The 22,328-nt window shown below is 60.1% G+C and carries 14 protein-coding genes; 5 read left to right on the top strand and 9 right to left on the bottom strand.

From position 1 onward, the window contains the following. Positions 1-8 precede the first annotated feature (8 nt). Positions 9-218 (bottom strand): hypothetical protein, encoded by a 210-nt coding sequence (locus Q1J43_RS05605; RefSeq protein ID WP_301101407.1) that lies wholly within the window; start codon positions 216-218, stop codon positions 9-11. Between Q1J43_RS05605 and Q1J43_RS05610 the strand changes: the two genes are divergently transcribed. Then, entirely contained in the window at positions 217-6,117 is a 5,901-nt protein-coding gene (locus Q1J43_RS05610; protein WP_301101408.1) for a YDG domain-containing protein, read from the top strand. The genes Q1J43_RS05605 and Q1J43_RS05610 overlap by 2 nt on opposite strands. 101 nt (positions 6,118-6,218) lie before the next feature. On the opposite strand, the gene Q1J43_RS05615 is transcribed toward Q1J43_RS05610, so the two are convergent. The 3 genes from Q1J43_RS05615 to Q1J43_RS15885 form a co-directional block, all read right to left on the bottom strand. Then, a complete protein-coding gene (locus Q1J43_RS05615; RefSeq protein WP_301101409.1) occupies positions 6,219-6,773 on the bottom strand; it encodes a hypothetical protein in 555 nt (184 codons plus the stop codon). A gap of 230 nt (positions 6,774-7,003) precedes the next feature. Continuing rightward, positions 7,004-7,252 carry a DUF2442 domain-containing protein gene (locus Q1J43_RS05620; RefSeq protein WP_301101410.1) on the bottom strand — a complete coding sequence of 83 codons (249 nt, stop codon included), beginning with the start codon at positions 7,250-7,252 and terminating at the stop codon, positions 7,004-7,006. Beyond that, positions 7,236-7,478: a DUF4160 domain-containing protein gene (locus Q1J43_RS15885; RefSeq protein ID WP_366141850.1), complete on the bottom strand. Its 243-nt coding sequence runs from the start codon at positions 7,476-7,478 to the stop codon at positions 7,236-7,238. The genes Q1J43_RS05620 and Q1J43_RS15885 overlap by 17 nt, the downstream gene beginning before the upstream one ends. 502 nt (positions 7,479-7,980) lie before the next feature. Between Q1J43_RS15885 and thrH the strand changes: the two genes are divergently transcribed. The 4 genes from thrH (at position 7,981) to Q1J43_RS05640 (ending at position 12,844) form a co-directional block, all read left to right on the top strand. Continuing rightward, the gene (thrH, locus tag Q1J43_RS05625) at positions 7,981-8,598 is read left to right on the top strand and encodes a bifunctional phosphoserine phosphatase/homoserine phosphotransferase ThrH (RefSeq protein ID WP_301101411.1); all 618 of its coding nucleotides are present in this window, start codon (positions 7,981-7,983) and stop codon (positions 8,596-8,598) included. 15 nt (positions 8,599-8,613) lie between these two features. Further along, a complete protein-coding gene (gene purU, locus Q1J43_RS05630; protein ID WP_301101412.1) occupies positions 8,614-9,486 on the top strand; it encodes a formyltetrahydrofolate deformylase in 873 nt (290 codons plus the stop codon). Positions 9,487-9,667: 181 nt separating this feature from the next. Further along, a complete protein-coding gene (locus Q1J43_RS05635) occupies positions 9,668-11,605 on the top strand; it encodes an ATP-binding cassette domain-containing protein (RefSeq protein ID WP_301101413.1) in 1,938 nt (645 codons plus the stop codon). Positions 11,606-11,647: 42 nt separating this feature from the next. Next, entirely contained in the window at positions 11,648-12,844 is a 1,197-nt protein-coding gene (locus tag Q1J43_RS05640; protein WP_301101414.1) for an acetate kinase, read from the top strand. 34 nt (positions 12,845-12,878) lie between these two features. Here the strand turns inward: Q1J43_RS05640 and Q1J43_RS05645 are convergent, their stop codons facing one another. From Q1J43_RS05645 to Q1J43_RS05665, 5 genes are all read right to left on the bottom strand, one after another. Further along, complete coding sequence (locus Q1J43_RS05645; protein WP_301101415.1) at positions 12,879-14,501, bottom strand: ABC-F family ATPase; 1,623 nt, start codon at positions 14,499-14,501, stop codon at positions 12,879-12,881. A 90-nt stretch (positions 14,502-14,591) separates the two neighbouring features. After that, entirely contained in the window at positions 14,592-16,580 is a 1,989-nt protein-coding gene (locus tag Q1J43_RS05650) for a preprotein translocase subunit SecA (protein WP_301101416.1), read from the bottom strand. Next, positions 16,573-18,723 carry a peptidase M50 gene (locus tag Q1J43_RS05655; RefSeq protein ID WP_301101417.1) on the bottom strand — a complete coding sequence of 717 codons (2,151 nt, stop codon included), beginning with the start codon at positions 18,721-18,723 and terminating at the stop codon, positions 16,573-16,575. Before Q1J43_RS05655 ends, Q1J43_RS05650 begins: the two co-directional genes overlap by 8 nt. Before the next feature lie 3 nt (positions 18,724-18,726). Next, positions 18,727-20,577 (bottom strand): HlyD family efflux transporter periplasmic adaptor subunit, encoded by a 1,851-nt coding sequence (locus tag Q1J43_RS05660; protein ID WP_301101418.1) that lies wholly within the window; start codon positions 20,575-20,577, stop codon positions 18,727-18,729. Next, positions 20,574-21,935 carry a TolC family outer membrane protein gene (locus Q1J43_RS05665; RefSeq protein ID WP_301101419.1) on the bottom strand — a complete coding sequence of 454 codons (1,362 nt, stop codon included), beginning with the start codon at positions 21,933-21,935 and terminating at the stop codon, positions 20,574-20,576. Before Q1J43_RS05665 ends, Q1J43_RS05660 begins: the two co-directional genes overlap by 4 nt. Between the last annotated feature and the right edge of the window lie 393 nt (positions 21,936-22,328).

Below are 22,328 nucleotides of genomic sequence, written 5' to 3' on the forward strand. Positions count from 1 at the left end.
ATTGCGTCTTATGCTTTCGGTGTAGCAAACAACTCAAGGTTGACGAAAGTCTGTGAAAAAATCATCACGGCCTGATTTCCACACTTGTCACCCCGGCGAAAGCCGGGGTCTAGCTCGTTTATCTGATTGTTTTCCAGACGCTGATCATCCTCGGCGGCGGAATAGCCTTGCCCACTGACGTCGATTCCGTCCAGCGCTGACCCCAGGGATGCCACCATGAACCGCAGCTACCGAATCGTCTGGAGCGCCGCCCGCGGGCAGCAGGTGGTGGCGCCGGAGAACGCGCGCTGCGGCAGGCGGGGTGGCGTCACACCCACCGTCAAGCGCCTGCTCGCCGCCCTGCTCATCGCCTGCGCCCGACCCGGCTTTGCCCTGCCCGTTGATGGCGTCATCGTCGGCGGCAGCGGTGCCATCAGCCAGACGCCAGACACCCTGATCGTCAATCAAAGCACAGCAAACCTCGCTATCAACTGGCAACGCTTCAACATCGGCGCCAGCGAGACCGTCAACTTCGTCCAGCCAGGCCGCAGCGCCATTGCGCTCAACCGGGTACTCGGATCGGACGCCACGGCGATCTACGGCAAACTCAACGCCAACGGTCAGGTGTTTCTGGTCAACAGCAACGGCATCCTCTTTGCCCGTGGGGCGCAGGTCAATGTCGGCGGCCTGGCGGCCTCGACGCTCGACCTTGATCCGGCCGACTTCATGGCCGGCAAGCGAACCTTTACCGGCAGCGGCGGGCGCATCGACAACCTTGGCACCCTCTCCGCCGCCGACGGCGGCTACATCGCCCTGCTCGGTGGCCAGGTCAGCAATGAGGGAACGATCAGCGCAAAACTCGGCACCGTCGCTTTGGCGTCGGGAAACCGCGTCAGCCTCGACTTTGCTGGCGACAAACTGCTCACTCTGCAGGTCGAGCAGGGGACGCTCAACAGCCTTGTTGAAAACCGCCAGGTGATCCAAGCCGACGGCGGCCAGGTCATCCTCACCGCACGCGCCGCCGATCAGCTCCTGAGCGGGGTGGTCAACACCACCGGCATCGTCCAGGCTCGAGGCATCAGCACCGACAATGGCGTCATTCGCTTAAGTGGCGACCTGGTGGTCAATACCGGCACACTCGATGCCTCGGGCAGCACGGAGAGCAGCAACGGCGGAACGATTGACCTCAACGGCCGCAGCCTGCTGCAAGCCGGCGTGGTCCGTGCCGACGGTGCAGGCCGCGGCGGCCACATCCACCTCACCGCTGAAGGCACCCTGATCCAGACCGCCGCCGGCGAGATCAGCGCCAACGCCGGCAGCGGCCAGGGCGGCACGGTCGACCTGAGTGGCGGCCACGCCGCCTTCCTCTCCGGCAGCGTTAGCGCCAACGGCCAGAGCGGAGGGAAAGTCAGCGTCACCGCCCCGCAACTGACGCTGTCGGCGACGACGATCAGCGCCGACGGCAGCGCGCAGGGCGGCAGCGTCTTGATCGGCGGCGACGCCCACGGCGCCAATCCGGACATCGCCAACGCCCAGACGACGATCGTCAACCCCTACACCACCCTGAGCGCCCAGGGCCGTCAAGGGAAGATCGTCGTCTGGTCGGACCAGGACACCCGCTACTACGGCAGCGCCAAGACCGGGGCCGCAGGTTTCATCGAAGTCTCGGGCAAGCAGAACCTCTGCTACGGCGGCCAGACCGACGCCGGCACCGGCGGCCACGCCCTCTTCGACCCGACCAACCTGATTATCGACAACAGCGCACCGGCGCTCTTCTACCTCGATCTGGCCAACCCCGATCCGGCGGCCAATGAGACGCACGGCTGGGCGGTCAGTGGCGGGGTCGTTGTGCTGAGCGGCGGCAATATCGCCGTGGCGAGCCCGAACGACAGCTTCGGCGCGGCGAATGCCGGGGCGGCCTACCTCTACAACGGCAGCACCGGGGCGCTGATCTCGGCGCTGACCGGGAGTACGGCCAGCGATCAGGTGGGTGTTGGCGGCATCACGGCGCTGAGCAACGGTAACTACGTGGTGCGCAGTTCCACCTGGAAAAACGGCGCGATCGCCAACGCTGGCGCTGCGACCTGGGGCAGCGGCACGACCGGCGTCAGCGGCATCGTCAGCAGCGCCAACTCGCTGGTCGGGAGCACGGCCAGCGATCAGGTGGGAAGCGGCGGTATCACGGCGCTGACCAATGGCAACTACGTGGTGCGCAGTCCCAACTGGGACAACGGTGCGATCGTCAACGCCGGCGCAGCGACCTGGGGCAACGGCACGACCGGCATCAGCGGCGCGGTGAGCAGCACCAATTCACTGGTCGGCAGCACAGCGAGTGATCAGGTGGGCAATGCAAGCATCATAGCGCTGAACAACGGCAACTACGTGGTGAGCACCTCCAACTGGGACAATGGCGCGACCGTCGACGCCGGCGCGGTGACTTGGGGCAACGGCGCGACCGGGATCAGCGGCGCAGTGACCAGCGCCAATTCGCTGGTTGGCAGCGCGACCAACGATCGGGTAGGCAATAGCGGCATCACGGCACTCACCAACGGCAACTACGTAGTAGTGAGTGCCAACTGGGATAAGGGTGGGATCAGCAACGCTGGCGCCGCGACCTGGGGCAGCGGCACGACGGGCATCAGTGGTGCGGTAAGCAGCGCTAATTCGTTGGTCGGCAGCTTGGCCAACGATGCGGTGGGCGGTAATGGCGTCACGGCACTGACGAATGGCAATTACGTAGTGATCAGTTCAACCTGGAAAAACGGCGCAACCCTCGGTGCCGGCGCGGTGACCTGGGGTAACGGTACGACGGGCATCAGCGGTGCGGTGACCAGCGCTAATTCGTTGGTCGGCAGCTCGATCAGCGACCAGGTGGGCATTGGCGGCGTCACGGCGCTCACCAACGGCAACTACGTGGTGGGCAGTTATTTTTGGAACAGCACCGGCGCCGCGACCTGGGGCAACGGCACGACGGGCATCAGCGGCGCCGTAACCAGCGCCAATTCGCTGGTCGGCAGCTCGGCTAATGATCTTGTGGGCGTTGGCGTCACGGCGCTCGCTAACGGCAACTATGTGGTGAACAGCCCATTTTGGAGAAACGGCGCGATCGCCTCCGCCGGCGCGGTGACCTGGGGCAACGGCACGACAGGCATCAGCGGCGCTGTGACCAGCGCTAATTCGTTGGTCGGAACCACGGCCAACGATCAGGTGGGCAATGCCATTATCAAAGCACTTGCCAACGGCAACTACCTGGTGCGCAGTCCCAACTGGGACAATGGCGCCATCGTCAACGTCGGCGCCGTGACCTGGGGCAACGGCACGACAGGCATCAGCGGCGCTGTGACCAGCGCTAATTCGTTGGTCGGAACCACGGCCAACGATCAGGTGGGCAGTGCCATTATCAAAGCACTTGCCAACGGCAACTACGTGGTGAGCAGTCCAAACTGGGACAATGGCGCGATCGTCGACGCCGGCGCCGTGACCTGGGGCAACGGTACGACCGGCATCAGCGGCGCCGTGAGCAGCGCCAATTCGCTGGTCGGTAGCACGGCCAACGATGCGGTGGGCAATAATGGCGTCACGGCACTGATCAACGGCAACTATGTCGTGAGCAGTATCTCCTGGAACAACGGCGCGATCGCCAGCGTCGGCGCGGCGACCTGGGGCAACGGCACGACCGGAATCAACGGTGCGGTGACCAGCGCCAATTCATTGGTCGGCATCACAGCCAACGATCAGGTGGGTAATTGGGGCATCACGGCGCTCGCCAACGGCAACTACGTGGTGAACAGTCCATACTGGGACAAGGGCGCGATCGTCGACGCCGGCGCGGTAACCTTGGGCAAGGGCACAACCGGCATCAGCGGTGCGGTGACCAGCGCCAATTCGCTAGTCGGCAGCACAGCCATCGATCAGGTCGGCAATGGCGGCATCACGACGCTCGCCAACAGCAACTACGTGGTGAGCAGTCCAAACTGGGACAATGGCGCGATCGTCGACGCCGGCGCCGTCTGGCTGGTCGCCGACCCCTCAAATCTGGCGACGCTGGTCAACAATTCGCTGGGCAGCACCACGCTAAGCCCGACGGCGCTCAGTAGCGCGGCAATCGCCGGCAGCACGGTGACGCTGCAAGCGAGCAACAACCTCACCGTCAATAGCGCGGTGAGCGTCGCCGGCCAGCTCAATCTCATCGCCGGCAACGTCATGACGCTCAATGCCGGAATCACCTCGACGGCGCTTGGCGACGCCCTGCAACTCTCCGCCCTGAGTTTTGTGAACACCGTCGGCGCTAGCGCCCTGACAACCCCGAACGGCCGCTGGCTGGTATGGTCGGGGAACCCGGCCAGCGACACGCGCAATGGCCTGCCCTACGCCTTCAAGCAATACAACGCCAACTACGGCGTCAGTGCGGTGCAAGGCAGTGGCAACGGGCTGCTCTACACCACCGCACCGGTGATCAGCGCGGCGCTGACCGGCAGCGTGAGCAAGGTCTATGACGCCACCACCACGGCCACGCTGGCCGGGGCTAATTACACCAGCAACGGCGCCATCGACGGTGACAGTATCAGCCTGAACAACCCCGCGAGCGGCACCTACGACACCCGGCACGCCGCCATTGGCGGCAAGACCGTCACGGTGACCGGCGTCGCCATCGCCAGTACGCTGGACGGCGCCCTGCCGGTTTATGGCTATCAACTGGCGTCCAGCACCATTAATGGCAATGTCGGCGCGATCACGCCCAAGGCCCTGAGCCTGAGCGGCCTCACGGTCCCGGCGAGCAAGGTCTATGACGCCACTACGGCAGCCGTGGTCGGTGGTGCCGCAGCACTCGCCGCCGCCGAAGCCCCCGGCGCTGGAACAACGGCCGACGGCAAAGCCTACACCGGCGATACGGTGGGCCTCTCGGGTAGCGCAACCGGCACTTACAACAGCAAGGATGTCGCAACGGCGACGACCGTGACCTACAGCGGCCTGTCCCTGGCCGGCGCCGAGGCGACCAACTACAGCCTCGTCACACAAAGTCCGGCAGCCGCGACAATCACTGCCAAAGACCTGAGCATGAGCGGCCTTAGTGTCCCGGCAAGCAAAGTCTATGACGCAACCACGGCAGCCGTCATCGGTGGTGCCGCCGCCCTGGCCGCCGCCGAAGCCCCCGGCGCTGGCACAACGGCCGATGGCAAGGCCTACACCGGCGACACCGTCGGCCTCTCGGGTAGCGCGACCGGAACCTACAACAGCAAAGACGTCGCAACGGCGACGACCGTGACCTACAGCGGCCTGTCCCTGGCCGGCGCCGAGGCGACCAACTACAGCCTCGTCACACAAAGTCCGGCAGCGGCCACCATCACGCCCAAGGACCTAAGCATGAGCGGCCTCACGGTCCCAGCGAGCAAGGTCTATGACGCCACCACGAATGCCGTGGTTGGCGGTGCTGCCGCACTCGCTGCCGCCGAAGCTCCGGGCGCCGGAACGACGGCCGATGGCAAGGCCTACACCGGCGACACGGTGAGCCTCTCTGGCACCGCGACCGGAACCTACAATAGCAAGGACGTCGCCACCGCAACGACCGTGACCTACAGTGGCCTGTCCCTGGCCGGCGCTGATGCCGCAAACTACAGCATCGTCATTCAGGGGCCGGCAGCCGCGACAATCACCCCGCGCCCCCTCACCGTCAACTACAGCGGCGTCAATAAAGCCTACGACGGCACCGTCGCCGCGACCGTGACGACCAGTGATGACCGCCTCGGCGCCGAGGTCCTGACAATCAACCGCAGTGCCGCCTTCATCGACCCCACTGTCGGCGTCGGCAAGCTGGTGAACGTCAGCGGCGCCAGCCTTAGTGGCGCCGGAGCTGGCAACTACGCGCTGGCCTCGACCACCGGAACGACCAGTGCCGACATCACCGGCACGATCGCCACGGCTTTTCCGCCACCGACCGCCGCCACCGAGTTCGTCAGCACCCTATCCAGCCTGTCGCGCCCGCCACCGGCCACGATTCAGGTTTGCTGCCAGAGCGAACTGGTCGGAATCAATGAGTTCTGCGATCCTGGCAGCAACAAAGCGAACCCGTTCCAGACGCTGATCATCGTTAGCGGCGGAATGGCCTTGCCCATTGATATTGATTCAAGCCCGCGCTGACCCTCAAACCCATTATTCAGGGATCTGCAATTTCTCAGTCACTTCCGCCGGGGTGACGAGCGTGGAAATCAGGCAGCAATATTTTTTTGCAAACTCTCAGCCTATTGTTTGCTCGCTCTCCTTGCCGCCAGTTCGGCATCCCGCTTTGCCCGCTGTTCCTGTTTGGCCTGTCGCCGTGCCTGGTTGGCTGCCGTTTTCTGTCGCCCCTCGACCGCCATTTTTTCTTTTTCGGCAATCTTTTTCTCGAGTTCAGCAGTCTTGGCCGATTCATCGGCGCGATAGTTTGCGGCCTGTTCCGCCTGCTCTGCGGCGCGGCGTGGCGCGTTGGCGGCACGCTGTTCCTCTTTTGCTTCAACGTTGGCACGCTTGGCTTCACGCTGAAAATCGCGCGCCGGAAGGTCAAGGTTTCGCGCCTCGATCAGGGCTGTGGTCCGGCGCTTCTTGGCTTCGTCCAGGCAGCTATTGACCAGAAATTTCTGGTAACAGTCCTGCTGCTCGGCGACGAAACGTTGTTCTGCCGCGTCGCGCATCTGTGCCGCGCGGGCGCGCTGCGCACTCGCCTGTTCAAATGTTTGCGGTGTTTGCGCCCATAGCGGCGGTCTTGGCGACAGCAACGCTAACAGCAGGCTACCGGCCAGCAAGCTACGAATGCGCATTGGGCGTTTCCTTTGAGCTCGTAAATCAGACGTTTTTGCGTGAAAGGGATTCGGAGCGATCGGGCATTGCGAGTTAAGCTGTAGGCATATTGACTGTGCGGACTGAAAATCAGCACGCTCCGGCATCGTCTGGCATGATTTACCAACTCCAATACTTCGACCGTTAAGCTCGCCGAATGCGATTCCACGGCAATCGAATGCGGTTGCTTAGGGATGCCCCTTCGAATTTTCTAAGCAGCAATCTTTGTGGCACGCGTGGAGTCGCCGCGACCCGCCAAAAGACCGTCCACTGAAATATCTTCGTCAAGTTCATCCCAATGAATCCCGCTAACCGACAGTTCACATTTTTGGCGCTGTTCCGGCCTCGCATGCAGTAGCCGGGGAAACCAAACCAACGGGATTCCTAGCGTGCGGCCATCTGACAACTCGACCCACATACTGTTATCGTCAAACCGCACCGATTTAGCTGAAGTGTTCATTCCATGCCCTTTCAATAAGCGTCGCGTTTTGCTCTACGACTTCCGCCAGTTCCCGCAACATCCCCGCATCAAAGCCATCGCTACTACCCAGATGAACCATGGGATGCAGCCAGAATTTTGCCTCACCCCCACTACCGCGAACATGTGCGTGTATTGGTTCTCTTGGGCTGCCTTCATTGGAGTAGAAGAAGAACCGGAATCCCCTGTACCGAAAGATGACTGGCATGCCGTTCCTTATTGAGGGTGCGTCATTTCTCGCTGCTGACCGACGCTACTGACACGAGCGTAGCCAATCCTGGGCGTCATAGGGTTCGTGAGATGGGATTCATGCGTTTCCATAGTGCAAAAAGGTAGCACGTATTGAGTGAATTTGCATTTTGTTTTCCGCAACGGTTTTCGCACTGAAAACTAGCCTGCCAGTACAATAAAAGGCGTTTTTAACTTGTCGTGCAAAAAGTGTACTTTTTGCACTCGCTGAAAGTGCATCGCGCCCGGATCGGTACGTCAAAAATTCGCCGAATTATACCATCGGCATGACAATCGCCGTGCTAGCTCTTGATGGGCAGCACGGCAGCTTCATTGGCCGCGAACTCCAGAACAAAAAATCCCGTCCGCCGAGCCGTGAGAATTTCTATCGCGGAATTTTGGAGGAAATCTGCCGCATCGGCCCCAGCGCATTTTGTTAAAATGGCCGGCTGAATTTAATATCAAAGCGTAGGGAGTTCTTTGTGAAAATCGTCTGCCTCGACCTTGAGGGCGTGCTCGTCCCGGAAATCTGGATAAGCTTTGCCGAACGCACCGGGATTTCAGAGTTTCGCCGCACGACGCGCGACGAGCCGAACTATGACACTTTGATGAAGTACCGCCTCGGCCTGCTCGCCGAACACGGGCTTGGCCTGCCGGATATTCAGAAGGTCATTTGTGCAATGGGGCCGATGCCGGGCGCACGCGCCTTCCTCGACAAACTGCGCGAGGACTGCGAAGTCATCATTCTTTCCGACACCTTCTACGAGTTTGCCCACCCGCTGATGCGTCAATTGGGCTGGCCGACGCTGTTTTGCCACAGCCTCGAAACCAACGTCAATGGCATGGTGGTCAATTATCATCTGCGCATGCCCGAGCAGAAGCGGGAAGCTGTCAAGCGTTTCAAGGAGATGAATTTCACCGTGGTGGCGGCCGGTGACTCGTACAATGACACTGCCATGCTTGGCGAAGCTCACGCCGGAATTCTCTTTCATCCGCCGCAGAACGTGATTCGCGAGTTCCCGCAATACCCGGTGACCAACAGCTACGACGAACTGCGCGCGGAAATCGACAAGGCTTTCGCCCGCGTGTCGGAGCAATGAAACTCATTGAAATTCATGCATCCTCAACGGTTCTACACACTCTCCGCGTCCTGCCCCGATAGGGTGGGAATCATCGCCCGCGTTTCCGGCTTCATTGCCGAACACCAGGGGTGGATTCTCGAATCGAGTTACCACGCCGACGACGGCAACGGCGCAGATGGAGGCCGTTACTTCATGCGCATCGAGGTCAAAGCGGATTCGCTGCCTTTCCATCTCGCCGAATTTCGTGAGCGCTTCCGCCCGATCGCCGAAGAACTTCAGATGAACTGGAAGATCAGCGATTCGGCGGTCAAAAAACGTGTCGTGCTGATGGTCAGTCGGCAGGAACACTGCCTTTATGATCTGCTGGCGCGCTGGCAGTCGAAGGAACTCGATATCGAAATTCCCTGTGTCATATCGAATCACGATACCTTCAAGGGCTTTGTCGAGTGGCATGGCATCCCCTTCCATGTCGTACCGGTCAGCCCGGACAATCGGGCAGCGGCCTACGCTGAAATACAGCGCCTGTACGACGAAGTGAAGGGCGAGACGATGGTGCTGGCGCGCTACATGCAGATTCTCTCGCCGGAACTATGCGAAAAATATCCCAACCAAATCCTCAACATCCACCACTCCTTCCTGCCCAGCTTCGTCGGCGCCAAGCCCTACCATCAAGCTTATCAGCGCGGTGTCAAACTGATCGGCGCGACCTGCCATTACGTAACGAGCGAACTCGATCAGGGGCCGATCATCGAACAGGACGTGATCCGCATCGACCACTCCGATTCGGTCGAGGACATGGTGCGCTACGGCAAGGACATCGAAAAGGCCGTTCTCGCGCGCGGCCTGCGCTACCACCTAGAAGACCGCGTGTTGGTGCATGGCAACAAGACGGTGGTTTTCCGTTAAGTTTTGAACGTTAAAGGCGAACCACCAAGTCACCAAGGCACAAAGTTACACCAAGGGTAGACCTTGATTTTCTTGGTGCTCCTTGGTGTCCCCCAAGGGGATTTCCTGCAGGGCATCTTGGTGACTTGGTGGTTCGCAGTTATTGTTGATTCAAATGCACCACCGATTGGAGTTCTCCTGCATGATCACCCTCAAGAGCGTCACCCTGCGCCGCAGCGCCAAGGTGCTTCTGGATAACGCCTCAGTTACGCTCAATCCCGGCGAAAAAGTTGGCTTGGTCGGCCGTAATGGCGCAGGAAAATCAACGCTGTTTGCGCTCTTTAACGGCACTCTTCATGAAGATGCCGGCGACTTTTCCCTGCCCGCGCAGTGGCGCATGGCGCAGGTCGCGCAGGAAATGCCGGAGACCGCCCAGTCGGCCACCGACTTCGTGATCGAGGGCGATAGCGTGCTGCTCGCTGCACAGAACGAGGTGCATGCCGCCGAAAGCACTGATGACGGTGAGCGCATGGCGCACGCTTACATGGCCTTGCACGACGCCGGCGCGCACGACGCCCAGGCACGCGCACAAGCACTGATTCTCGGCCTCGGATTCAAGACGACCGAGCTCTCCAACCCGGTGAACAGTTTTTCCGGCGGCTGGCGCATGCGCCTGCAACTGGCGCGTGCACTGATGTGCCCGTCCGACCTGCTGCTGCTCGACGAACCGACCAACCACCTCGATCTCGACGCTCTGGTCTGGCTTGAGGCCTGGCTCAAGCGTTATGACGGGACGATGGTGGTGATCAGCCACGACCGGGAATTCCTCGACGCCGTCACCTCGGTAACGCTACACATTGACAATGGCAAGTTGACCCGCTACGGCGGCAACTACAGTACCTTCGAAGACATGCGGGCGCAGCAGATGGAATTGCAGCAAAATTCCTACATCAAGCAGCAGGACAAGATTGCCCATCTGCAAAAGTTCATCCTGCGCTTCAAGGCCAAGGCCAGCAAGGCCAAGCAGGCACAAAGCCGGATCAAGGCACTCGACCGTATGGAGCGTCTGGCGCCAGTGCTGGCCAGCGCCGACTTCACCTTCGAGTTTAAGGAGCCGGCCAATCTGCCCAACCCGATGCTGGCCATGGAGGCCGCCTGTTTCGGTTATCCGCCGCCAGAGGATGCACCGGCCGGAACCCCGCCGACGGTGATCGTGCGCAACGTCAGCAAGTCGGTGATGGCCGGCCAGCGTATCGGTATCCTCGGCGCCAACGGCCAGGGCAAGTCGACGCTGGTCAAGACCGTGGCCCGCGTACTGGCGCCGATCAGCGGCATCGTGCAGGAGGGCAAAGGCCTGAATATCGGCTACTTCGCGCAGCAGGAACTCGACGTGCTGCGACCGCTCGACAATCCGCTCGAACACATGACGCGCATGGCGAAAGAGGGTCTGCCTGCCGGGCAAAGCGGCCGCGAACAGGATTTGCGCACCTTCCTCGGCACCTTCAATTTCAGTGGCGACATGGTCAAGCAGCCAGTCGGCACCATGAGTGGCGGCGAAAAAGCACGCCTGGTGTTGTGCATGATCGTCTGGCAACGCCCGAACCTGCTGCTGCTCGACGAACCGACTAACCACCTCGATCTGGCAACACGCGAAGCATTGTCGATGGCGCTCAACGAATTCGAGGGCACGGTGATGCTGGTCAGCCACGATCGCTCGTTGCTGCGCTCGGTGTGCGACGAATTCTGGCTGGTTTCACGCGGCGGCGTCGAACCCTTCGACGGCGACCTCGACGACTACCAGCGCTACCTGCTCGACGAGGCCAAGCGGGCGCGCGAGGCGTTGAAAGAATCCTTGAAAGAGGCCAAGGAAATCGTCACCCAAGCGCCGGCGCCGGTGCTGGCCAACAAGAAGATCTCGCTCAATCTGAAGGCCCTAAAACGCGATCAGGGTAAGCTCGAACAGACGATGCTTGACCGTCAGACAAGAAAGCACGCGCTCGAAGCACGCTTGTCCCAACCCCTGCCGGCGAAGGAAATCAGCGAGCTTGGCCTTGAGCTTAAGCAGATCGACGAGGACCTGGCCGGCTACGAAGAGCAATGGCTAGCAATTTCGGAGCAGATCGAAGCTGAAGAAACTTAAGCCGGGCGTTTCCGGCATGGTGACAACACAAAGGAATAAATCATGTTTGTTTTTGTACTCAATTGCGGAAGCTCATCGCTCAAGTATCAACTGCTCGACATGCGCAATGAACGTCGCCTTGCTTTCGGACTGGTCGAACGTATCGGCATGAAAGATTCGGTCTTAACTTACGAGCCGGCCACCGGCGGCAAGGTCCACGAAGTTGCCGACATTCCCGATCATGAACTGGCGATCAAGCAGGTTCTGGGCAAGCTGATTGACTCGCAGGTCGGAGTCATCAAGTCACTGGCGGACATCGGCGCCATCGGCCACCGCGTCGTCCATGGCGCCGAAAAATTTTCCGGATCGGTGCTCATCAACGACGCCGTGCTCGCCGCGCTCAGGGAAAACATTCCCCTTGCACCGCTGCACAATCCAGCCAACATCACCGGCATTGAGGCGATGCTAAGCGCCATGCCCGGTGTCGCCAATGTGGGGGTCTTTGATACCGCGTTTCATGCCACCATGCCGCCAGAATCCTTCCTTTACGCCGTACCTTACGCGTGGTACGAACAGCACCATGTTCGCCGTTACGGTTTTCACGGCACCTCACACCGTTTCGTTTCCGAGCGTGCCGCCAAAATTCTCGGCATCGCCAGCGATCAGTTCAACTGCATCACCTGCCACATGGGTAATGGTTCGTCTTTCACGGCTGTCAGGGAGGGCAAGTCCTACGATACCAGCATGGGCATGACGCCGCTCGAAGGCATGGTCATGGGCACCCGCTGTGGCGACATTGACGCTGGCATACCCAGCTTCCTGGCCACCAATGTCAATATGTCCTTTGCCGACATTGACAATGCACTCAACAAGCAGTCCGGCCTGCTCGGAATTTCCGGCATCAGCTCCGACATGCGCGACGTTCATGGCGCGGCCAAGGAAGGGCATGCCCGCGCCAGGCTCGCCATCGACGTACTACGTCACCGCGCCCTCAAATACATCGGCGCCTATGCCATCGAACTGGGTCGCGTCGATGCCATTATTTTCACCGGCGGCATCGGTGAAAATGACATTGATTTCCGTGGCTCGATCGTCGAACGTCTTACTGTGCTTGGCATCAGGCTCGACGCCACCGCCAACAACGTGCGCGGCAAGGAAGTGCTGATCTCAACCGACGATTCGCCAATCAAGGTGATGGTGGTGCCAACCAACGAAGAACTGGTGATCGCTCGTGATACCCGTGAGATCGTTGGCAGCTAAGCCGTAGCTGTCGGCGAGGCGACCCCTCATGGTTTTAATCAATACCCTGGCTGGAGAGGTACTCCTCGTAGTTGCCAAGATAGTTAACCAGCGTACCGTCCATGCGGATTTCGAGAATTCGCGTCGCCAGCGAGGAAACAAACTCGCGATCGTGTGAAACGAAGACCAGTGTCCCTTTGAATTTCTCCAGCCCGGTGTTGAGTGATTCGATCGATTCCATATCAAGGTGGTTGGTCGGCTCGTCCATGATCAGCACGTTATTTTTCATCAGCATCAGCTTGCCGAAGATCATCCGACCCTGTTCCCCACCGGAGATGACTTTTACCGCCTTGCGCACATCATCGCCGGAGAACAGCAATCGGCCTAGCGTACCGCGAATCAGCGTCTCGATCTCGTCGCCCTCGCTGGCTGTCGCGCGCGCATAGCCGGCGATCCAGTCAGTGAGGTTGGTATCGCTCTTGAAATCATCGGCATGATCCTGCGCATAGTAGCCGCGCCGCGCTTTTTCCGTCCATTTAATGCTGCCGTACTGCGCTTGCAGTTCGCCCATCAGCAGTTTAAGAAAAGTCGTTTTGCCAACACCGTTCTCGCCAATGATCGCCAGGCGATCGCCAGCGTTGAGTGTGAAATCGAAGTTGTTGAAAATCTTGCGCTCGCTGCCTGGGTAGGCAAAGGTCAGGTTCTCGACCTCAACCGCTTGCCGGTGCAGTTTTTCCTTTTCGTCATAATCAAAACGAATCCACGGATACTGACGCGACGATGGCTTGACGTCTTCCGGCCGCAGTTTGTCGATCAGTTTTACCCGCGAGGTGGCCTGCTTGGCCTTGGACTTGTTGGCCGAGAAGCGGCGCACGAAATCCTGAAGATCGGCGATGCGCTCTTTGGCCTTGGCGTTGGCGTTCTGCTGGCGTAGGCGCGCCTGTGATGACGCTTCCATGAAGTCATCATAGTTGCCCGGATAGATGGTGATCTTGCCGTAATCCAGGTCGGCCATGTGTGTGCACACCTGGTTCAGGAAGTGACGATCATGCGAGATGATGATCATCGTGCTATTGCGCTCGTTGAGTACGTTCTCCAGCCAGCGGATGGTCGCGATGTCGAGGTTATTGGTCGGTTCGTCGAGCAGCAGGATGTCCGGGTTGGCGAACAGCGCCTGAATGAGCAGAACGCGCAGTTTCCAGCCGGGGGCCACTTCGCTCATCGGGCCAAAATGCTGCTCGGACGGAATTCCCACACCCAGCAGCAACTCGCCGGCGCGTGATTCGGCGGTATAGCCGCCGTACTCGGCAAAGCGGCTTTCCAGTTCGGCGGCGTGCAGGTAGTCCTCTTCGCTCGCCTCAGGATTGGCGTAGATCGCATCCTTCTCTTGCATGCAGGCCCACATGTCCTCATGACCCATCATCACCACGTCGATCACGCGCTGATCTTCAAAGGCAAACTGATCCTGGCGCAGGTAGGCCATGCGCTCGTGGGCGTCCTTTGAAACATTGCCGGCGGTGGCTTCCAGTTCACCGTCGAGAATTTTCATGAAGGTCGATTTGCCGGAGCCGTTAGCACCGATCAACCCGTAGCGATAGCCCTCGCCGAACTTGACTGAAACGTTTTCAAAAAGGGGCTTGGCCCCGAACTGCATGGTGATGTTGGCGACGACAAGCACTAAGAAACCTCGAGAAAGTCATTGATTTGAAAGGCCGCTATTGTAACCGAGGGGGGCGACGTCGTTACTGACGCTATCGCTCTTTCGCTCTTATTTCCTCTCGGCACCAACAAAACCAAGCGCTTCTAGCCACTTGCGATCACGGCGAATCGTATCAAGGCGGACGCGACGGTTCTGCCTTTCTGCCCGCCACTGGGCGAAGTCAACCAGGATCCCGAATAACCGCGCATAAAGGCCTGAGCTTCCCTGCCAGCGCAACAGGTACTGACGAATCGGCTGTGGCAGATAGCGTCGGAAGAGCTCATCCTCCAAACTGACCATCGCCTCGACGGACCCCGGATTACCCTGCCGTGCCGATCGGCCGAACAACTGCCGATCAACCCGCGAACTCTCGTGGAACTCGGTCAAGATGACATGCAGACCGCCACGCTGCTCGACTTCGGGCGCCAGCTTGATATCGGTCCCGCGTCCCGCCATATTGGTCGCCACCGTGATGCGCCCGGCCTGTCCCGCCTGGGCTACAGCATCGGCCTCACCTTCGTCTTGACGGGCATTGAGCACGGTGTGCGCCACGCACCGGAGCGTCAACAGTTGGCTCAGTTCTTCGGAAGCCTCCACCGAGCGCGTCCCGATCAGGATGGCTCGTCCTTGCGCGGCAAATTCACTGGCCCGGCTGGCAACCGCTTCCCAGCGCTGTGCAGAACTCTTAAACACCTGATCCGGCAAACGACGACGGCGGTTGGGTTTATGCGTGGGGATACGTGTCACCGTCAGATCATAAACCCGCCTAAGCTCTGGCCCGACCTCTTTGGCCGTTCCGGTCATACCCGCCAGCAAAAGGTAACGGCCAAAAAATCGCTGATAGGTAATCTGCGACAAGGTCCGCCGCTGACCGGTGATTTCGCAGTTTTCCTTAGCCTCGATCATCTGGTGCAAACCACGCTCCCAGGTCCGGTCCGGCATAACGCGCCCGGTAAACTCGTCCACGATCTGCACGCTGTTCTCGACGATGATGTAGTGCTGATCCCGATGAAAGAGGTACACCGCCGACAGGGCTTTGCTGACCAGATCCTTTTGCCAGAGGGGTGATTTCCACACCCCGTCGAGTTCCCTTGCTTTCGCTGCCACTTCAGCTTCGCCGGCAGCCGTTAGCCAGATGTCCCGATCCTTGCCCTGGATGTAATGAATCGCCGGCTGCAGGCTTCCGGCCAGAGTAATCGCCTGCTGGTAAACCCCTTCGCCCAGATCATCCGGCAAGGTTTCCGAGATGATCAAAGGTGTCCGGGCCTCATCAATCAGAACACTGTCGGCCTCGTCAACAATGGCCACATGCAGTCCGCGCAGTATCGATCCCCGCGCTGAACTCGCCCGGCGCAGACGCTCCAGCTTGAGTTGTGACGCCAACGTGGCGCCCAGGGCAATCCTGTCTTTGAGGTAATCGAAAGTCAGTTCCTTGTTCGATACGTAGACTACGTCTCTGGCATACTGCGCGTGCCGGTCCTCAACCGACATGTCCTGCTTGACCACACCGACGGTCAAGCCAAAAAAGCTGTAGAGAGGCGTGTTGTCCTCGGCATCGCGCTCCGCCAGATAATCATTGACCGTCACCACATGGACCGCTGCACCGGCAGCGGCGGCAGTACATACGCCCAGTGTCGCGGCCAGGGTCTTGCCCTCCCCAGTAGCCATCTCGGCAATCTTGCCGCTTAACAGCGCCTGCCCGGCAAGTAGCTGCACGTCATGGTGACGCATGCCTAGCGTTCGCCAGGACGCCTCGCGCACTACGGCAAACGCCTCGGCAACCAGCGCATCGGTAAAGCCGTTTTTATGCATCCAACTCGCCACGCCATGCAGCGCTGCGCGCAAGCCCGAATCATCGAGTTCCCGTACCGCCGCCTCGCGCGCATTGACCCGCCGTACGAAGCGTCCGCCAGGATTGGCGCTGCCGGTGGTAAAGCGCGCGAGCACGTCGCGTAACCATTCTTCGATTTGATGTATGGGTTGTCCGGCACGCTCCAGATAGGCGCCATCGCCAACCTCGATGCCACGCCCAACCAGCAAGGCACGAACGTCAGACACTGAAACGACTCAACAAAAGCTGCCGCAAGCGACGCAGACCTTGCCAGGCCAGTGGCTCCCAGCCATGGCTGAAACGCACATGCACGCGTTCGCCGAAAGCGCTTGGCGGGACATCCGGCGGTAAGGACAGATCGACCATGAACACCCGCTCTACCGTCTTGACGCCGTTGGTATCGCTGGCCAAGGTCGGAATGAGGCCACCTCCAGACAAGCCAAGAGCGGCCGTCGGCAGCTCATCGACAGCCCCGGCGGGTTGCCGCACCAGTGTCACGTCGTGCTTATTCCCGATCCAGTCGGAAAAGCGCAATTGGGCTGAACGAAACCTTGCTCGAAGTAGATCGATATCGTCCTGCGTCACGACCACGCGCACGATCAGCGCATTTTTCTCCAGCACATACCCGGCCAGATCGCCTTTCTTGAAATAACGCCCCGGCATATCCTGCGCCTTCTCTGCAACCAAAACGCCGTCCGCCTCGGCATAAGCGACCAGTTTCGCGGCCTGCTCCTCCAGCTTGGCCAATACGCTCTGCTCCTGTTCAAGCTGGCGGCTTGACGTTGCTGCTTTCACCTGGTCGGTGAATTGTTCTGAACGATATTTGGCTTGTGCCTCGGCCACCTTGGCGCGCGCCACTTCCAGCTCGGTGAACAACAGCGGATCAGCCAGCTCGAACAAGGCGTCGCCCTGCCGCACACGCCGCCCGGGCTCGACCAGCCAGTGCCGGAAAAACCCTTTCCCCCCGGCGCGCACGATGGCCTGATCGGGCAGCCAGACAACGCCCTCACTCCGGGTGCGTAGCGGTACCGGAAGCACAAAAGCGATCAGCAAAATCGCCGCCAGCAACGCCGAAGACAGGCGCACGGCGCGTGCTCGATGGCGCTGTAGGGTTGGGCTACGCATAACGTGACGATAAGCCTTCCAAAGGGGAATAAAAATCAGAGTGACAATTCCCCAGAGCGCTATCAGCACGCCAAAAATGAAATACTGCCCGGCGATGAAGAGCATGATCGACACCGTCACGAAGGTCCGGTAACACCAGGCCAGGGGGGTGTATACGACCAGCCATCGCTTTTCCACCTCGGTTTCGGGTGGCTCGTCAAGGTCGTGCGCGCCAAACACATGATGGTCCCACAGGTAGGCCATATACTTCTGCCCGCGTTGCGCGAGGTTGGGCATTTCGATCAGGTCGGAGAGGATGTAGTAACCGTCGTAGCGCAACAATGGGTTGCCATTGACGATCAGCGTCGATATTCCGGCGATGGTCATGACGTTGTGCGCAACGGCCCGCACCACGCCCGGCTCGACCAGCAGCCAGACGTAGAGCGCCAGAGCGGCCAGAAAAAGCTCGACCAGCATGCCGGCGGCAGCTACCACCGCTCGCCTCGTTTTGGAAGGAAAGGACGACGCTGCCGAGGCATTGACGTAGGGCACCGGCGCAAAGACCAGAAACATCAAGCCCATCTCATGGACCGCCCCACCCCAAACGCGGGTGGCGAAACCATGCCCCAACTCGTGCAGCAACTTCACAATCGGAAACACGAAAGCCATCACCAGGAGATTGCTCGAAGAGAGCATCTGTTCCGAGAAATTATTGGTCAGCTCGCGCCAGTTCTGGCCAGCCAGCATCAGGGCCGGCAACACCACCGCCAGCCACAGCAACAGGCCCTTGGGGCCGAAGCACCAGGCCACATGCGGCGCCCAGCGGGAGATGAAGACATTCGGATCGATGAGCGGCAGCTTAATGCTCATCGGGTTCAGGAAATACTGCTTCAAGGTAGCCAGGCGTTTTTTCTTGTAGCGCTGGAAAAGGACCGCCGAATCGGGATTGACATCAAGCTGCAACAGATCGGCCGCATGCAGTTGCACCAGCAGATCGACCACCTCGTTCTGCGTGCAGGCATCCTCACCGTGCGCGGACGTATTGGCTTTTTCCCAAAGTTCTTGAACCGTCTGCGCGCCGTCCATACCGAGCACCACAGCGTAAGCCGCCGACGACAGGCGGTGAAAGTTCCCGCCCGTCTGATCCTGAACCACGTACCACACCTGCCCGCGATAAATGTGCCGGTTGATTTTTGCCTGCGGCACCAGGCGCGGTTTCAGGTCGGCAACGCTGTGCCAGGAACTGCTGAACAAGCTGCGTGCCATCGCTTACGGCATCCAGGTCCACAACGTCAGAATCAGCCAGTCGCTAAAGCTATGGGTCAGCACCCACCACAGCGAATGGCTACCCACCTCGATCTTGCCGATGCCTTCCATCCCAGGTCGCAGGCGTGGCGACGCTTCGGCCAGCACGGCTTCGACCCGGAAGAAATTTTTCCCCTCCTGCGCAGTGGCCACCGGCGTCACTTTGACCACCTTGAAATCCATCGCTTCGCTGGCAATTCCCGTCATCATCAGGCGACCCGCCTGACCCATCTGTATGTGGCGAATCTCGCGCTCATCGACCTGTAGGATGATGCGGTAGCTTTGCAGAGGAGCGATTTCAAAGAGCTTCTTGCCAACTTCCACCGGGGCGCCGATCTGCTGGCTGAGGTCACCCGAAACCACGATGCCGTCAAACGGCGCCTTCAACTGGGCGTGGGCAATTTTCTCGGTGACCAGTGCCAACTGCGCTTCCGACTGTTGCAACTGTGCTCCGATGACCTGCATCGCCGTCAGTTCGTGTGTGGCCATCGCCTCGCGCAAGCGATTGTCGTACTGATCGCGCTCGCTTGACCATTTCGCTTCCTCGATACGCAACTCGCGATCATCGAGTTGCGCCAGCAACTGATCCGCTTTCACGGTATCGCCAGCGCGCACATAGGCGGCGCCGACAAAGCCTTCGAACGGCGCGGCGACGACCCGCTGCACCTCGCCTTCGATCACCGTCTTGGCCGAAACCCGGTATTCAATCGGCAGCAGGATGAGCACTGCCGTCAACACCACAACTGCCGCCGTTGCTGCCTTCCAGATCAGATGGCGGGGCCCGAATATTTTTTCGAGAACGTCCTGTAGATCTTTGCCCAGACGCCGAAACGCGCCGCGCTCCGCTGCCCGGCGCTGGTCAATGATAGGTGCCGCCAGGGCGGAAAAGGCATCCAGCCAGAGTAGATCATCTGTTGAGAATTCCCCGCTCTCCCGCTCCAGTGTCAGCACGGCGCAACAGTTCACGCTCACTGCCATCGGGAAGGACAGTGCAGTCCCGGCGCCGGACACCCGGCGCAAATCATCGTGTTTTGCCGCACGCACCGCCGTGGTGTCGGGGCCGGGAGAGAGCACTGCGTGTCCGGCGTCGTAGGCTTCATCCATGGCCTGCTCGTAGGCTTTGACCAGGGAACTATGCTTGTCAAAACTGGCGGCCTCCGACAAGGCGAATAGCTTCACCGTCTGCCGATTGACCAGCCCGATGGCAACCCGTGCACAGGCAAAACGTTGGCGCAGGGTATTGGCCACTTCAAACAGGGCTTGTTGCAACTTCCCGTGACGCAAGGTCACGGCCGTCGCCTCCATCACGGAATCAACCCGCTCCTTGGCACGAATCGCTTCACCCAGTTCCCGGCCCGCCAGGAGATTGGCCAGCCAGGCGCTGCCCCAATGAACCTCGCGCAGAATATCCCCGATGTCGCTCTGCTGGCAAAGCGCTTCAACGGCCACCACCCCGGCAATACGCTCGTCGACCATCAAGGGATAAGCGATGTGGGTTGCCGAAGAAGGTTCCGGTGCTGGCCTCATCACGCCTCGCCGGTCACGTAGCGCAGCCTCGACCACGGCCCCCAGCCGCCCAAGATCTGTGCTGACTTTCGGCCACACTGCCATGGGCACGAAAGTATGGTCATCGAGGTTTTCGATCAGCACAGCCGCTCCCTGTGCTCCCTCTATCCGTGTGCAGACAAGCGCCAGCCAGGCAGAGCAACGTTCATTGGCGGTCTTTGCTGAAACGAAAGCATCCCAAAAAAGCAGATCGAGCGGAACATCGCCCTCGTCATCGGGGCTCGGCGACACACCCTGGTTCGTCATCATCGTCTGGACACCTTGAACGACGGCCTCGCGTTATCGGGGTCCGTGTCATCCGGCAGCTTGACGAACAGCGCATCCAAAGCCGCCACATCGCCACCCGTTAACACCCCCGCCGCAGCCTTCAGTTTCACGAAGGACACCACCTGATCATAACGCCCTTTGCGAAAATCACGCTGGGCTGCACGCCATTGCTGTTCCGCCTGCAAAACGTCGGCTTCGGTCTTCAAACCATTCTCACGCCCCTTCCGTGCCAACGCCATGGCCGACCGTGCCGCCTTGATCGCCTGCACACCGGCCATGGCTCGGGCATAGGCTGCATGCCAACCGAACCAGGCTTGTTTTGCCGCTAAAATGGTCGCCCGCCGAGCCGCCTCGATGTCCTGCCGCGCTTTTTCCTTCTGCGCCAGCGCCTCACTGACCTTGGCCGATTGCGTCCCGCCGGAAAAAATCGGGATATTCAGTTGCAGACCGACCACTCCTTGCATGATGTCGTAACCCGCCTGCCCGGGGAATCCGCCTACCGCCTGACTGTTCTTGCCATAACTGGCGACAATGTCCAGGGTCGGATAATGTCCGGCCCGTTGCTTGCTGACCTCCGCACCCGCCGCTTCGTAAGCTTGCAGGGCAGCGAGAACATTGGGGTTGCCCGCTTGCGCAGCATCCAGCCAGGCTTCCAGTTTTTCCGTACTCAGATTCGCCAGCTCTGCAACGCCTCGCATATAGGGCAAGTCCAACTCACGCAAGGGGCCGACTAACTGCTCCAGCGCCGCCCGCTTCAACTGCGCATCCGTTTCCGCCGTCACCGCATCTGCCAGCGCCTGATCGAGCTTGGATCTGGCCTCATCGACCTGGGGCTGCCCGCTTTGACCCAGTTCCGCTCCACGCCGGGCGACTTCCCACACCCGCTGCAGGGCGCTCACCTGCTGTGCGGAAAAAACAATCGTGTCGCCAGCCGCCAGCACGTCGAACCAGGCCGTCACCAGCTTGCTCAAGAGTTCCTGCTCGGCGCCGGCCAGTTGATGCTCAGCCTGCACCACCACCGCCTCCGCCTGCTGCCAGCCGACAATATTGGCGTAATGCCAGAGTGGTTGTGTCAAGCTCAGTTGCGTCATATTGCTGTTGTAGGCATCGCCGGCCGGGGGTATTGAAGTACTCCTGGTCCGGTAATCACGGCGATTGGAATTGGTGTTCCCGCTCATGCTAAGTTGCGGCAACAAGGCGCCAAACGCCTGATCAGTCCGCGCCTTGGCTGCTTCGACGTTGCTTCTCGCGCCGAGGTAGGTCGGCTCAGTGCTGCGCGCCAGATCGAGCAACGAAGAAAGCGACTGGGCATAAACCGGCCCGGCCAGCGCAAGCGCCAAACAATAAAAATGCCGGGCACAACGCGAACCGTGCCACCGCCGCAAGCCACATTCGGGCGGCAGATGCAGTAGCAGACATAGGAAATTAGACATGGGATTGAATATAGAACTATCGATGGGGTTGCTCCATGTGCATCACGACCATGGCGATCGGCACTGTTCGGACTATAGCGCGTTTGGCACGTAGCCGTCACGGCGACAGTGGCAGAAGAAGGTCAGGTGATTTCACCTGACCTTCTTCACCCTCAAAGTTTCACCACCAACCCCGTCAATTCCGCCAGACTCTTGGCCGCCGGGCGCACACCAAGATAATCGACCAGCCACTCCTCATCGGCCGGCTTGCCTAGAACCGGCGCGCTGCCTTGCCAATCGACCTTGAACGTCGCCGGCGCA

Origin of the sequence: Propionivibrio sp. (assembly GCF_029255185.1) — a bacterium.
Classification (GTDB): Bacteria; Pseudomonadota; Gammaproteobacteria; order Burkholderiales; family Rhodocyclaceae; genus Propionivibrio.